This is a genomic window from Rhizobium leguminosarum (assembly GCF_002953715.1).
GTDB classification, from domain to species: domain Bacteria; phylum Pseudomonadota; class Alphaproteobacteria; order Rhizobiales; family Rhizobiaceae; genus Rhizobium; species Rhizobium leguminosarum_V.
Window position 1 is genome coordinate 429,724 of the sequence record NZ_CP025012.1, and the last position, 13,885, is coordinate 443,608.

The 13,885-nt window shown below is 60.0% G+C and carries 10 protein-coding genes and 1 pseudogene; 7 read left to right on the forward strand and 4 right to left on the reverse strand.

Annotated features, from left to right (window positions below; all coding sequences use genetic code 11):
* Window positions 1-14: 14 nt before the first annotated feature.
* Both CUJ84_RS39355 and CUJ84_RS02140 read right to left on the reverse strand, forming a co-directional pair.
* Window positions 15-237, reverse strand: a pseudogene (locus tag CUJ84_RS39355) (helix-turn-helix domain-containing protein); the annotation flags it as partial.
* A 15-nt stretch (window positions 238-252) separates the two neighbouring features.
* Complete coding sequence (locus CUJ84_RS02140; RefSeq protein ID WP_027685939.1) at window positions 253-1,248, reverse strand: nucleotidyltransferase and HEPN domain-containing protein; 996 nt, start codon at window positions 1,246-1,248, stop codon at window positions 253-255.
* Between the two features lie 321 nt (window positions 1,249-1,569).
* Between CUJ84_RS02140 and traA the strand changes: the two genes are divergently transcribed.
* From traA to CUJ84_RS38190, 3 genes are all read left to right on the forward strand, one after another.
* Entirely contained in the window at window positions 1,570-6,189 is a 4,620-nt protein-coding gene (gene traA / locus CUJ84_RS02145) for a Ti-type conjugative transfer relaxase TraA (RefSeq protein WP_105004999.1), read from the forward strand.
* Between the two features lie 320 nt (window positions 6,190-6,509).
* Entirely contained in the window at window positions 6,510-6,947 is a 438-nt protein-coding gene (locus CUJ84_RS02150) for a DUF4174 domain-containing protein (RefSeq protein WP_105005000.1), read from the forward strand.
* Between the two features lie 43 nt (window positions 6,948-6,990).
* A complete protein-coding gene (locus CUJ84_RS38190) occupies window positions 6,991-7,158 on the forward strand; it encodes a hypothetical protein (protein WP_165434966.1) in 168 nt (55 codons plus the stop codon).
* On the opposite strand, the gene CUJ84_RS02155 is transcribed toward CUJ84_RS38190, so the two are convergent.
* Complete coding sequence (locus CUJ84_RS02155) at window positions 7,155-8,036, reverse strand: LysR family transcriptional regulator (protein WP_027685936.1); 882 nt, start codon at window positions 8,034-8,036, stop codon at window positions 7,155-7,157. The two genes, CUJ84_RS38190 and CUJ84_RS02155, sit on opposite strands and share 4 nt — an antisense overlap.
* Window positions 8,033-8,347, reverse strand: a complete 315-nt coding sequence (locus CUJ84_RS02160; protein WP_027685935.1) for a putative quinol monooxygenase — start codon at window positions 8,345-8,347, stop codon at window positions 8,033-8,035. Before CUJ84_RS02160 ends, CUJ84_RS02155 begins: the two co-directional genes overlap by 4 nt.
* A gap of 180 nt (window positions 8,348-8,527) precedes the next feature.
* On the opposite strand from CUJ84_RS02160, the gene CUJ84_RS02165 reads away from it, so the two are divergent.
* From CUJ84_RS02165 to CUJ84_RS02185, 4 genes are all read left to right on the forward strand, one after another.
* Window positions 8,528-10,024 (forward strand): CoA-acylating methylmalonate-semialdehyde dehydrogenase, encoded by a 1,497-nt coding sequence (locus CUJ84_RS02165; protein ID WP_027685934.1) that lies wholly within the window; start codon window positions 8,528-8,530, stop codon window positions 10,022-10,024.
* 342 nt (window positions 10,025-10,366) lie between these two features.
* The gene (rirA, locus tag CUJ84_RS02175; protein WP_003545647.1) at window positions 10,367-10,849 is read left to right on the forward strand and encodes an iron-responsive transcriptional regulator RirA; all 483 of its coding nucleotides are present in this window, start codon (window positions 10,367-10,369) and stop codon (window positions 10,847-10,849) included.
* Between the two features lie 340 nt (window positions 10,850-11,189).
* Window positions 11,190-12,785: an ABC transporter substrate-binding protein gene (locus CUJ84_RS02180; protein WP_105005002.1), complete on the forward strand. Its 1,596-nt coding sequence runs from the start codon at window positions 11,190-11,192 to the stop codon at window positions 12,783-12,785.
* Window positions 12,786-12,871: 86 nt separating this feature from the next.
* Entirely contained in the window at window positions 12,872-13,876 is a 1,005-nt protein-coding gene (locus CUJ84_RS02185) for an ABC transporter permease subunit (RefSeq protein ID WP_105005003.1), read from the forward strand.
* Window positions 13,877-13,885 lie beyond the last annotated feature (9 nt).

The window sequence follows — 13,885 nt, forward strand, 5'->3', positions numbered from 1 at the left end:
CAAAGTTCTCCGTTCGACGGCACGCGCGCATCGCCGTCCAGGCGCTTGACTAGCAGCTCTCTGATTTTCCTGGCACCCAAATGCGGCTTCTTTTACGAGATGATCAACGCCTCGACCGGCTCAAGTAGTGGTTGGCGCAACGCACCGGCTGTCGCGACCGATCCGTCAGGGCCTCCAGGCCGTCATCTTTGTAGCAATTGAAGATTTGTAGCCGGTCGTGCCCGAGATGACGAATTCCATTCACGCAGCTGGTCAACCGCATGACAGCGAATCTCGCTTGATTATGTCGCTGCCAACTATTCTTTTAAGGATCTCCAAGTGCCCTTCGCAAACCGTCCGGACCAGTTCGAGCAGTAACGCGGTTTGTTCCGCGAGCCAGCCAAGCGCTTCCTCGCTGATTTCGAAATGTTTCGAATAGCGCGCCTTCACATACGCCTCGTTCAGTGTGTTGAACCAGGCGCGTTCCTTGTGTTGATCACGCGGAAAGGCTTCGGCTAGGCGGCGGTCTTGCTCCTCGGCGAGCGAGCGCAGAAACTTGATATTGTGGGAAGGTGGACCGTAGTTGGTAAGGGTCAGCAGGACACAGGAATAGGTCTGCTCCAATGCTTGATGGATGAGAAAGGCAGCTCGTTTTCTGTAGCGTCTGGTACGAGCATGTTCGGCCAGTTCGAAGAACTCTTTTGCGGCCTCTAGTCGGTCTTCAAAATGCTCCTTGGCCACCCGCAGCTGATCCACCGGCGAGTGCGGCATAGGTTCCGCAAGCGGCTCATCGTCCAGTTCGTAGAGAACGATGCCTTCCTTGCGAATGTCAGAGAAGAAATACTGCCCTTCCTTGAGGTAGGTATTCACTTCGCGTCTGGAATGCACGATAAAGCTCACCGGTGTTTCGATCGAAGCGTCGTGGATCAGCCGGTCGGCTGCCTTGTGCCAGTATTCGGCGAATTCGCAGAGCTTGCGGTTGTTGACGATGATCAAGAGATCAAAATCGGAGCGATACCCCTTCATCGTGAAAGGTTCATCGACCCATCCGCCCTTGGCGTAGGAGCCGAAGAGGAGAATCTTCAGGATCCTGCCGCGCTTCTTGAAATCGGCCGTGCCTTCCTTCAACGCGTCCTCGAATTCCTCGTGAAGGATTTCCAGGACGCGGCCGAGTTCTCGCTGCTTGCGAAGCGGCATATGTTCAAGCGACGATTTCATAAGCAATCGATAGGCGAAAGATCCAATATCGTCTACTGGCAATTTTAGCATCGCTCAACTCCTGTTTTGCCCTTATGTCCCATCCGGTTGCCACCCAGCGCTGGGGATTGATGAAACGCGTCAAGCGCTTAGGGACAAGGATCGTCTGATTCCGGCGTAGTCCGAACGCCGTGCCCTAGGGCGAACAAAGCGTGAAATAGGGCCTGGATTATACTATCTTGAATAAATCAGTTAAATCGCCTATTTGTCGCAGTTGATGGACCCGCGCGAAAACCGGAGACAAGCGCGGAGCGCGTCAGTCGTTCGGTTTGACTATTGTGAAAGAGCGGCGTCGCTCGGTGGTGCAACTGCTCCGAATATGCGAGGACAATCATGGCGATTATGTTCGTCAGAGCGCAGGTGATCAGCAGGGGCGCCGGGCGCAACATCGTCTCGGCCGCCGCCTATCGTCATCGCACTAGGATGATAGACGAACAGGCCGGCACGTCGTTCAGCTATCGGGGCGGGGCCTCCGAGCTGGTGCACGAGGAACTGGCCCTGCCGGATCAGATGCCGGATTGGCTGCGGTCGGCGGTCGAGGGGTGTTCCGTCGCCGGTGCCAGTGAAGCGCTGTGGAATGCTGTTGAAGCTTTCGAGAAACAGGCAAACGCGCGGCTGGCGCGCGAGCTGATCATCGCGCTGCCGGAAGAGCTGACGCGGGCCGAGAATATTGGCCTGGTGCGCGAGTTCGTCCGTGATAATTTCACGTCCGAGGCAATGGTCGCCGATTGGGTCTATCACGACAAGGACGGCAACCCACATATCCATCTGCTGACGACCGTGAGACCGCTGACGGAGGAGGGCTTCGGTCCGAAAAACGCTCCTGTTTTGGGAGAGAATGGCGAGCCATTGCGTTTTGTCACGCCCGGGCGGCCCACAGGTCGGATTGTCTATAAGTCCTGGGGCGGCGACAAGGAAACCTTGCAGGCCTGGAAGATCTCCTGGGCGGAGACGGCCAACCGGCATCTGGCGCTTGCCGGCCATGAGATCCGGCTCGACGGCCGTTCCTATGCCGAACAGGGCCTTGATGGCATCGCCCAAAGACATCTCGGTCCGGAGAAGGCAGCACTCTCCCGCAGGGGTGCCGAGATGTATTTTGCTCCGGCCGATCTTGCCCGTCGCCAGGAGATGGCCGACCGGCTGCTTGCAGATCCGGAGCTTCTGCTGAAGCAGTTGAGCAATGAACGCTCCACCTTCGATGAGCGCGATATCGCCAAGGCGCTGCATCGATACGTCGACGATCCCGCCGTCTTCGCCAATATCCGCGCGCGGCTGATGGCGTCGGACGATCTGGTCATGCTGAAGCCGCAGCAGCTCGATGCCGAAACGGGCAAGGCAGCGGAACCCGCCGTCTTCACCACGCGCGCGATCCTTCGCATCGAATATGACATGGCGCGGTCGGCGCAGGTGTTGTCGGAGCACAAGGGTTTTGCAGTTTCGTCACGGCATATCGCGGCCGCGATCAAGAACGTCGAAACCGGCGATCCCAAAAAGTCCTTTCGGCTCGATTCGGAGCAGGTGGATGCGGTCCGTCATGTCACCGGCGACAATGGCATTGCAGCCGTGGTCGGCCTTGCCGGCGCCGGCAAGTCGACACTGCTTGCCGCGGCACGCGTCGCCTGGGAGAGCGGTGGCCGCCGGGTGATAGGTGCTGCCCTTGCGGGGAAGGCGGCTGAGGGACTGGAAGACAGCTCCGGCATCAGGTCGCGAACACTCGCCTCCTGGGAACTCATCTGGGCCAATGGACACGAGACGCTTCACCGCGGCGACGTGGTGGTTGTCGACGAGGCCGGCATGGTGTCGTCGCAGCAGATGGCCCGCGTGCTGAAGCTCGTGGAACAGGCGGGGGCGAAAGTCGTGCTGGTTGGCGATGCGATGCAACTGCAGCCGATCCAGGCGGGGGCGGCCTTTAGGGCGATCACCGAGCGGATCGGTTTTGCCGAACTTGCCGGCGTACGACGCCAGCGCCAGCAATGGGCGCGCGAGGCGTCGCGGCTTTTTGCGCGCGGCGAGATCGAGAAAGGTCTCGACGCCTATGCGCAGCAGGGCCATCTTGTCGAGGCGGAGACGCGAGACGAGATCATCCGGCGCATTGTTAGCGACTGGACGGATGCCCGTCGCACGCTCGTTCGGGAATCTGCCGAAGCCGCAAACACATCTCGCCTTCGCGGCGACGAGCTGCTTGTGCTCGCCCACACCAATGCGGACGTCAAACGCCTGAACGAGGCGCTGAGATCTGTGATGACAGGCGAGGGCGCGCTGGGTGAGAACCGTTCATTCCGCACCGAACGTGGTGGGCGGGAATTTGCCGCCGGCGACCGCATCATCTTCCTGGAGAATGCCCGTTTCCTCGAGCCACATGCTCCGCGCCTCGGTCCGCAATATGTGAAGAACGGCATGCTCGGGACGGTCGTTTCCACCGGCGACAAACGCGGTGATACCTTGCTTACGGTGCGTCTCGACAATGGCCGTGACGTCGTCATCAGTGAGGACAGCTACCGCAACGTCGATCACGGCTACGCCGCGACCATCCACAAATCACAAGGCGCCACTGTCGAGCGAACCTTCGTGTTTGCCACCGGCATGATGGACCAGCATCTGACCTATGTGTCGATGACCCGACATCGCGACCGCGCTGACCTCTATGCCGCGAAGGAAGACTTTGAAGCGAGGCCGGAATGGGGGAGGAAGCCGCGTGTCGATCATGCCGCCGGTGTCACCGGCGAGCTCGTGGAAACAGGACAAGCCAAGTTCCGGCCGAATGACGAGGATGCCGACGATAGCCCCTATGCCGATGTCAGAACAGATGACGGCACCCTCCATCGTCTATGGGGCGTCAGCCTGCCGAAGGCGCTCGAGGAAGGTGGCGTCTCAGAGGGCGATACCGTCACGCTGCGCAAGGACGGCGTCGAGCGGGTGACGATCAAGTTTGCGATCGTCGACGAGCAAACCGGCCAGAAGCGGTTCGAGGAAAGAGAGGTCGACCGCAACGTCTGGACCGCCAAGCGGATCGAAACCGCCGCAGAACGTCAGCAACGGATCGAGCGGGAAAGCCATCGACCGGATGTGTTCAAGCAACTCGTCGAACGCCTGTCGCGCTCCGGCGCTAAGACGACGACGCTCGATTTTGAGAGCGAGGTCGGTTATCGCCAGTATGCCGACGACTTCGCCCGGCGTCGTGGGCTCGATCATCTTTCTCAAACTGCGGCCGGGATGGAGGAGGGCGTCTCCCGGCGGTGGGCCGCGATTGCCGAGAAGCGCGAGCAGGTGGCTGACCTCTGGGAAAGGGCGAGCATTGCGCTCGGATTTGCGATCGAGCGGGAACGGCGGGTCGCCTACAGCGAGGAACGAACCGAAACGCAAACCGTCACAGGCGCGGACATTGCTGGCGGCCGATATCTGCTCCCACCCACCACAGTCTTCACCAGGAGCGTGGAGGAAGACGCGCGACTAGCTCAGCTTGCGTCTCCTGCCTGGAAGGAGCGGGAAGCGATCCTGCGGCCGCTATTGGAGAAGATCTATCGTGACCCGGATGCAGCACTTGTCGCCCTGAACGCCCTGGCGTCGGATGTGCGCATCGAACCGCGCAGGCTTGCCGACGATCTTGTTGTTGCGCCGGGTCGGCTCGGCCGCCTGCGTGGTTCCGATCTGATCGTCGACGGTCGAGCGGCACGCGACGAGCGCAGCGTCGCGACCGCGGCATTGCTGGAATTGGTGCCGCTCGCCCGCGCCCAGGCGACGGAGTTCCGCCGGAATGCCGAACGCTTCGATCTCCGTGAGCAACAGCGCCGCGCTCATATGTCATTGCCGATCCCGGCGGTCTCCAGAAACGCGATGGCACGTCTCGTCGAGATCGAGGCGGTGCGCAGGCAAGGGGGTGACGACGCCTACAAGACCGCCTTTGCGCTTGCCACAGAAGACCGCTCGCTAGTGCAGGAGATCAAGGCCGTCAGCGAGGCGCTCGCAGCCCGCTTCGGTTGGAGCGCCTTTACCTCGAAGGCCGATGCGGTTGCCGAACGCAACGTGATCGAGCGTATGCCGGAAGACCTCACGGATGAAAGACGCGGAGAGCTTGGGCGGCTGTTGGAAGCCGTGAGGCGCTTTACGGAGGAACAACAACTTGCCGAGAAGAGGGATCGTTCGAAGATCGTTGCCGGCGCAAGTGCCGATCTGGACAAGGAGAATGTCCCCATGCTTGCCGCAGTCACCGAGTTCAAGACGCCGATCGACGAGGAGGCGAGGTCTCGCGCCCTCACCACACCGCTGTATCGCCACCAGCGCGCAGCGCTGGCGGCGGTGGCTAGCACGATCTGGCGTGATCCGGCTGGCGCTATCGGCAAGATCGAAGAGCTGCTTCAGAAAGGTTTTGCTGGCGAGCGCATCGCCGCCGCGGTGACCAATGACCCCTCTGCCTACAGTGCATTGCGCGGTTCCGATCGCCTGATGGACCGGATGCTGGCTTCAGGGCGGGAGAGGAAAGAGGCTGTGCAGGCCGTGCCTGAAGCCGCCGCCCGCCTGCGCGCGCTCGGTTCGGCCTACGTCAATATGCTCGATGCCGAGCGCCAGGCTGTTGCCGAGGAGCGACGGCGCATGGCAATTGCCATTCCCGGCCTGTCGAAGGCGGCGGAAGAGGTGCTCATGCGGCTGACCGCTGAGGCGAAGAACAACGGTCGCAAGCTGAGCGCCCCCGTCCCTTCGCTCGATCCGGGCATTCGCCGGGAGTTCGCCGCAGTCAGCACCGCGCTCGATGAGCGCTTCGGCCGTAGTGCCATCATTCGCGGCGAAAAGGATCTCATCCACCGCGTGCCACGCGTGCAGCACAACGCCTTCGAAGCAATGCAGGAAAAGCTGAAGGTTCTGCAGCAGGCGGTCCGCAGGGAAAGCAGCGAGCAGATCATCTCGGAACGGCGTCAGCGGGCAGTCAGCCGTGGCATCGATATGAATGGCCTTTAAACAAAACAAGAGAGGCCATTTCTGTTGATCTGGATCCACAAAATGGATCAGTCTTGGATGGAGTGTTCCGGTTGCATTATCCTGGCTGGGAAACGAACGGAAGGCGAAGAAGGTATCGCAGCTCAGACGAGCAGAATGCGTGTATCCAGACGCGTAGGCGATGGGGCGTGCCGGCGAAAATGCCAAACGACTAATTCCAATTGGAGCCGGATGCCGCTGCTGGAAATGAAGTAGATCGTCGCCGACAAAATTACGGTTCCTATCGTTTCGATGGAACCCGCGCCGTTTCGGGCCGTTGTCGAGTTGACGGGAGAATATGCATGTCGAAAACCCTTCTCTACGGTGCGACGAAGATCGACGAGACCAACAGCGCTTATGCGCCGGTCGAAAGTCTCGCCCAGTTTCAGTGGAAGAACCGCGTCTTCGTTGTTTTCGCCGACAGGGATAATTCCCGCGCCGCCCGGCAGGAAAATCACCTGCTGGCCGATCGCTCAGCTCTCGATCAGCGTGACCTGGTGGTGCTGAAGATTTCCGGCGGCGGCGTTCGACCACTCTTCGGTGCGGCTGACGGCCTCGACGGCGTAGCGATCCGCCGCGATCTCGAGGCGCCGGAGGTCGGCGAATTCGCCGCTTTCCTTCTCGGCAAGGACGGCACCGTGAAGCTCAAGGCCAGCGAGCCGATTACCGATGGCGAGCTCTTCGCCATTATCGACAGCATGCCGATGCGCGCTGCCGAATCGCTGAAGCCGGACAAATAGCCCCGAACGTCGCGTAAACTGAAATCATGAAAGGGAGGCGGTCATGTCCGTGCCCAACGAACCCATTCCCGATCAGCCGCCGATGCCCGGGCCCGGCTGGAAGCCGGTGCCTCCGATCAAGGAACCGGAGCCGGACCGGCTGCCCGACGAAACGCCAGTTCCAAATCCCGACGAGAACGACGAACCGGCAAAACACACTTTCGAGACCTAAAGAAAGATGTGCCGTTCGGCGCTGACGAGTTCCTGCAGAAAATCGGCGACGCTCCTGACGCGCATGAGGTCGCGCGCCGTTTCGTGATAGGTCGTCCAGTAAGCGCGGCGGATCGAAACCTCCGGCAGGATGCGCTGGAGTTCCGGATATTGCCGGGCGATATAATCGTGCAGGATGCCGATTCCGGCGCCTGATCGTACCGCTTCCGTCTGCCCGATCGCCGTCGAAATTTCGAAGCTTGCATCCCAGCTCCGCATCACCTCGCCGGAGAAATTCAGCGAGGCGGTGAAGATCAGGTCTTCGACGTAACCGATGCGCGGATGCGCCTTCAGCGCGTCGATATCGGCTGGCGTGCCCTGGGAGGCGAGGTAGTCGCGTGAGGCATAGAGACCGAGCGTGTAGTCGGTGAGCTTGGAGGAGACGAGCCGGCCTTGTTCGGGCCGCTCCAGCGTGATGGCGATATCCGCCTCGCGCTGCGACAGCGAGAAAGAGCGCGGCACCGGTACGAGCTGGATCTTCAGCTCCGGATGGCGCTCGATCAGTCTGCCCATGCGCGGCGCAAGAAAGGAAACCCCGAACCCATCAGGCGCCCCGACGCGCACAGTCCCGGCAATTGCCGTATCAGTGTGGCCGAGGCTGGCCTGTGCTGCGAGCATTTCCGTTTCCATCCGCTCTGCGGATGCCAGGAACACTTCGCCTTCGGCCGTCAACTCGCAGCCATTCGTGCGACGGATGAAAAGCCGCGTCTTCAGCGCCTCTTCCAGCGAAGTCAGTCGACGTGAAAGTGTGGCGTGATTGAGCCCCAGCCGCTTCGAGGCGGCAAGGATCTGCCCGGTGCGGGCGACGGCGAGGAAAATACGAATATCGTCCCAGTTCATGGCTTGGCACGCATTGCGATCGGATCGACCTCGATAAGCGTCAACGATGTCACCATCTGCGCCGTCTGGTTCTTGTACTTAAGGAAGTGCGGTGTTCGCAGATGAGCCTCGTATGCTTCCTGGTCGGCATAGACTTCAAGGATACGGATCCGGTTTGGGTTGTCCCTGATGGAAACAGCACTCAGGGAAAGGACGCCATCTTCCAGCGCGATGGATGCTTCGATTTCTTCCGTGAGCAATGCGCGATAGGTTTCAAGCGTGTCCGGATCGATCTCCAGCTCCGCCATTCTGACCACGGGTTTCCGGCTCATCGGTTTGACCTCCCTTTGGGGTTTGACTTGTTGGCGTGCCGTACCAGGTTTGGAAGCAGCCGCAGCGCCTGATGCAACGATAGAGCTATAATTTACGCACAACGGTTGCTTATATCAGCGCATTGATTTGTGCAAATTGAAGTGCGATTGTCGGTCATCGAAAAACAGGAGGAACACCCCATGCGTGAGATCGGTCATTTCATCGGCGGCAAACATGTTGCCGGCACCAGCGGCCGCGTGAGCAACGTCTACAATCCGGCAACAGGCGAAGTACAGGCGACGGTCGCGCTCGCAAGCGTCGAGGAACTGCGCGCCGCCGTCGAAAACGCCAAGGCTGCGCAGCCGAAATGGGCTGCCACCAATCCGCAGCGCCGCGCCCGCGTGTTCTTCAAGTTCGTCGAACTCCTGAACAAGCACATGGACGAGCTTGCCGAAATCCTCTCCAAGGAGCACGGCAAGACGATCGAGGATGCCAAGGGCGACGTCATTCGCGGCCTCGAAGTCTGCGAATTCGTCTGCGGCATTCCCCATCTCGCCAAGGGCGAGTTCACCGAGGGCGCCGGGCCTGCGATCGACATGTATTCGATCCGCCAGCCGGTCGGCATCGGCGCCGGCATTACCCCCTTCAATTTCCCGGGCATGATCCCGATGTGGATGTTTGCGCCGGCGATCGCCTGCGGCAACGCCTTTATCCTCAAGCCCTCCGAGCGTGATCCCTCTCTGCCGATCCGCCTTGCCGAACTGATGATCGAGGCCGGTCTGCCCGCCGGCATCCTCAACGTCGTCAATGGCGACAAGGGTGCCGTCGACGCGATCCTCACCGATCCCGATATCGGCGCCGTCTCCTTCGTCGGCTCGACGCCGATCGCCCGCTACGTCTATGGCACCGCGGCGATGAACGGCAAGCGCGCCCAGTGCTTCGGCGGCGCCAAGAACCACATGATCATCATGCCGGATGCAGACCTGGATCAGGCCGTCAACGCCTTGATGGGCGCAGGCTACGGTTCGGCCGGCGAGCGCTGCATGGCGATCTCGGTTGCCGTTCCCGTCGGCGAGGAGACTGCCAACCGCCTCGTCGAGAAGCTGACGCCGAAGATCGAATCCCTGCGCATCGGCCCCTACACCGACGACAAGGCCGACATGGGCCCGCTCGTCACCAAGGAAGCCTATACCCGTGTTCGCGGCCTGATCGACCGCGGCATCGAGGAAGGTGCCAAGCTCGTCGTCGACGGGCGCGATTTCAAGCTCCAGGGTTATGAAGACGGCTATTTCGTTGGCGGTTGCCTGTTCGATCACGTCACGCCGGAGATGGATATCTACAAGACCGAGATCTTCGGACCTGTCCTCTCCGTCGTTCGCGCCAACGACTATGAGGAAGCGCTGTCGTTGCCGATGAAGCACGAATACGGCAACGGTGTCGCCATCTACACCCGCGACGGTGATGCCGCCCGCGATTTCGCCTCGCGCATCAATATCGGCATGATCGGCATCAACGTTCCGATCCCGGTTCCGCTCGCCTACCACTCCTTCGGCGGCTGGAAGGCTTCGAGCTTCGGCGACCTCAACCAGCACGGCACGGATTCGATCAAGTTCTGGACGAAGACCAAGACCGTCACCGCTCGTTGGCCCTCGGGCATCAAGAGCGGCGCCGAATTCGTCATGCCGACGATGAAGTGATCGTCACGACATTCCAATCTGAATTGTGTAATTCGGGGGCCTTTTGGCTCCCGAATTTTTCCTCGTCATGCTGATTGCCGGCGATATCGGTCCGGCGTCGAGGATGTCTTGAGACAAGGGCGCGGTCTGCCGCCATCTCCTATTCCGCAGTGCCGAGGTCAAACTGATGCGTAAGGCACGCCCGAACGCAAGCAGGCGATCCTCGATTACGTCGGGATACTGGAGCGGGATTGACGTCGCGGCAAATGGCCTCATAAGCTGAATGCGAATTTCATATTTTGGAATTGTTCAAAACTAGCAAACCGCCTATATAGGTCTGAACAGACGAGTCAGGAGAATGGCATGCGGTTGACGAAGCAGACGAACTATGCGGTTCGCATGTTGATGTATTGTGCTGCCAACGACGGGCATTTGAGCCGGATTCCGGAGATCGCCAGGGCCTATGGCGTTTCAGAGCTCTTTCTTTTCAAGATCCTTCAGCCGCTCAACAAGGCGGGTCTGGTCGAAACCGTGCGCGGTCGCAATGGCGGCGTGCGCTTGGGCAAGCCGGCCGCCGACATTAGTCTTTTCGACGTCGTTCGGGTGACGGAAGACAGCTTCGCCATGGCCGAATGCTTCGAGGATGACGGTGAGGTCGAATGCCCGCTGGTCGACAGTTGCGGTTTGAATTCGGCGCTGCGCAAGGCGCTCAACGCCTTCTTCGCGGTGCTGTCGGAATATTCCATCGACGACCTCGTCAAGGCGCGTCCGCAGATCAATTTCCTTCTCGGAATCACCGGCGAGCCGGCATATCGCAAACCCGCGATCGTTGCCCCCGCCGCCTGATTTGAAGATCAGAACATACTTCTGAACCGCGGTTGCCCCGGCAACCGCGGTTTTTGTTTTTGCAGCGTCTGGTTGGTCTCCGGCATACGGGGGAAATGCCGTCCGGCATGTCGCGATGGGCGCGTTTTTATACCAAATGCGACAAAATTTCGGTCATTTTTGTGCGAATATTTCCGAATGAGGCTGATTTTTGACGGAAAATTTCTAAAATTGTCCAAGTGGAAAAATTTTCTGCGTAGCCCGTTGCTTTCAGTAAATAAATATCGTTCCATCGAGCGTCGACCGAGATGCCAATCTACGGTCTCCAAACATCAAAAAAGAACAACCGGGAAACAATATTATGAAAAAGATCTCTGTCCTGCTGGCAGCGACGGCCCTGATTTCCGTCATGGCGACGTCGGCCTGGTCCAAGACCCTTGTTTATTGCTCCGAGGGCTCGCCGGAAGGCTTCGACCCGAGCCTCTATACGGCAGGCACGACCTTCGACGCGTCGTCGCGCACGGTCTATAGCCGCCTCGTCGAATTCAAGCACGGCGGCACCGAGATCGAGCCGGGCCTGGCTGACAGCTGGAGCGTTTCGGCCGACGGCACGGAATACACCTTCAAGCTTCATCCTGGCGTCAAGTACCAGACCACCGACTTCTTCACGCCGACGCGCGATTTCAACGCCGACGACGTCGTGTTCTCCTTCGAGCGCCAGCTGAAATCCGACAATCCGTGGAACAAGTATGTCGAGGGCGGCTCTTACGAATACGCCGCCGGCATGGGCTTTCCCGAGCTGATCAAGTCTGTCGAGAAGGTCGATGACCTCACCGTCAAGTTCACGCTCAACCACCCCGAAGCGCCGTTCCTCGCCGACCTCGCCATGGACTTCGCCTCGATCGTCTCCAAGGAATATGCCGACAAGCTTGCCGCCGACGGCAAGATGGCGCAGCTCAACCAGCAGCCGCTCGGCACTGGCCCGTTCACCTTCGTCGCCTACCAGCCGGATGCCGTCATCCGCTACAAGGCGAACGAAACCTATTTCAAGGGCAAGGAAAAGATCGACGATCTGGTTTTCGCCATTACCTCTGACGCTGCCGTGCGCGCCCAGAAGCTGAAGGCCGGCGAATGCCACCTGATCCCCTATCCGAATGCCGCCGATGTGCCGGAACTGAAGAAGGATGAAAATCTGACCGTTCTGGAACAGGCCGGCCTCAATGTCGGCTTCCTCGCCTACAACACCCAGATGGCCCCGTTCGACAAGCCGGAAGTTCGCCGCGCTCTGAACATGGCGATCAACAAGCAGGCGATCATCGACGCCGTCTTCCAGGGTGCCGCCGCCGTTGCCAAGAACCCGATCCCGCCGACGATGTGGTCCTATAACGACGCCGTTCAGGACGACAAGTATGATCCGGACGCTGCCAAGAAGGCTCTTGCCGATGCTGGCGTCAAGGATCTCAGCATGAAGATCTGGGCGATGCCGGTTTCGCGTCCCTACATGCTGAACGCGCGCCGCGCCGCCGAACTGATGCAGGCGGATTTCGCCAAGATCGGTGTCAAGGTCGAGATCGTCACCCATGAATGGGCCGAATATCTGAAGCTCTCCTCCGACGTGAAGCGCGACGGCGCCGTCATCCTCGGCTGGACCGGCGACAACGGCGACCCTGACAACTTCATGGATACGCTGCTCGGCTGCGATGCCGTCGGCGGCAACAACCGTGCTCAGTGGTGCAACAAGGAATATGACGACCTGATGACCAAGGCCAAGCTGACCGCCGATGTCGGCGAGCGCACCAAGGCGTATGAGCAGGCGCAGCTGATCTTCAAGAAGGAAGCCCCCTGGGCAACCATCGACCATTCGCTCGTCTTCGTTCCGATGAGCAAGAAGGTCTCGGGCTTCCAGATGGACCCGCTCGGCATTCACCGTTTCGACGGCGTCGACGTATCCGAATAACAAGAATAATGTAAGAATGCCCGGCGGAGCTGGGCGCAGCCGGCGGTCAGGGTCTCCTGACCGCCGGAAACTATTGGACACCTGCCATGTTGCGTTTTTTCATCGGCCGCTTTGCGGTGCTGATCCCGACATTCCTCGGCGTTTCCCTCATTGCCTTCTCGTTCATCCGCCTGCTCCCCGGCGATCCCGTCATGCTCCTGTCGGGGGAACGTGTCATGGCGCCGGAGCGGCACGCCCAGATCATGCATGATCTCGGTTTCGACCGGCCCATGTATGTGCAGTATTTCGATTATCTCGGAAAAGTGCTGCAAGGTGATCTCGGCACCTCGATCGTCACCAAGCGGCCCGTTCTCGGCGAATTCCTGACGCTGTTTCCGGCAACGCTAGAGCTTTCGCTCTGTGCCATCATCCTCGCCGTCTGTCTTGGCGTGCCCGCCGGCGTCTTTGCGGCCGTCAAGCGAGGCACGTGGTTCGATCAGAGCGTGATGGGTGTTGCCCTTATAGGTTATTCCATGCCGATCTTCTGGTGGGGCCTGCTGCTCATCATCTTCTTCTCCGGTTATCTCGGCTGGACGCCGGTTTCCGGCCGTATCTCGCTGATGTATTTCTTCAAGCCGGTCACCGGATTCATGCTCGTCGACAGCCTGCTGTCGGGCCAGAAGGGAGCGTTTTCCTCGGCCGTCAGCTACCTCATTCTGCCGACCATCGTGCTGGCAACCATTCCGCTCGCCGTCATTGCGCGCCAGACGCGTTCGGCGATGCTCGAGGTTCTGGGTGAGGATTATGTCCGCACGGCACGCTCAAAGGGCCTGAAGCCGCTGCGCGTGGTCGGCGTGCATGCGCTGCGCAATGCGATGATCCCTGTCATCACCACGATCGGTCTGCAGATCGGCGTTCTTCTTGCCGGCGCCATCCTCACCGAGACGATCTTCTCCTGGCCGGGTATCGGCAAATGGATGGTCGATTCGGTTTTCAAGCGCGATTACGCCGTGGTCCAGGGCGGTCTTCTGCTGATCGCCGGCGTCATCATGCTGGTCAATCTGATCGTTGATGTTCTCTACGGCTTCATCAATCCGCGCATTCGTCATTAGGAGCGGTCC

What these genes read in the sequence shown, in the direction of transcription:
- CUJ84_RS02140 (WP_027685939.1), bottom strand. Translation starts at nt 1,248, where the DNA reads ATGCTAAAATTGCCAGTAGACGATATTGGATCTTTCGCCTATCGATTG.
- traA (WP_105004999.1), top strand. Translation starts at nt 1,570, where the DNA reads ATGGCGATTATGTTCGTCAGAGCGCAGGTGATCAGCAGGGGCGCCGGG.
- CUJ84_RS02150 (WP_105005000.1), top strand. Translation starts at nt 6,510, where the DNA reads ATGTCGAAAACCCTTCTCTACGGTGCGACGAAGATCGACGAGACCAAC.
- CUJ84_RS38190 (WP_165434966.1), top strand. Translation starts at nt 6,991, where the DNA reads ATGTCCGTGCCCAACGAACCCATTCCCGATCAGCCGCCGATGCCCGGG.
- CUJ84_RS02155 (WP_027685936.1), bottom strand. Translation starts at nt 8,036, where the DNA reads ATGAACTGGGACGATATTCGTATTTTCCTCGCCGTCGCCCGCACCGGG.
- CUJ84_RS02160 (WP_027685935.1), bottom strand. Translation starts at nt 8,347, where the DNA reads ATGAGCCGGAAACCCGTGGTCAGAATGGCGGAGCTGGAGATCGATCCG.
- CUJ84_RS02165 (WP_027685934.1), top strand. Translation starts at nt 8,528, where the DNA reads ATGCGTGAGATCGGTCATTTCATCGGCGGCAAACATGTTGCCGGCACC.
- rirA (WP_003545647.1), top strand. Translation starts at nt 10,367, where the DNA reads ATGCGGTTGACGAAGCAGACGAACTATGCGGTTCGCATGTTGATGTAT.
- CUJ84_RS02180 (WP_105005002.1), top strand. Translation starts at nt 11,190, where the DNA reads ATGAAAAAGATCTCTGTCCTGCTGGCAGCGACGGCCCTGATTTCCGTC.
- CUJ84_RS02185 (WP_105005003.1), top strand. Translation starts at nt 12,872, where the DNA reads ATGTTGCGTTTTTTCATCGGCCGCTTTGCGGTGCTGATCCCGACATTC.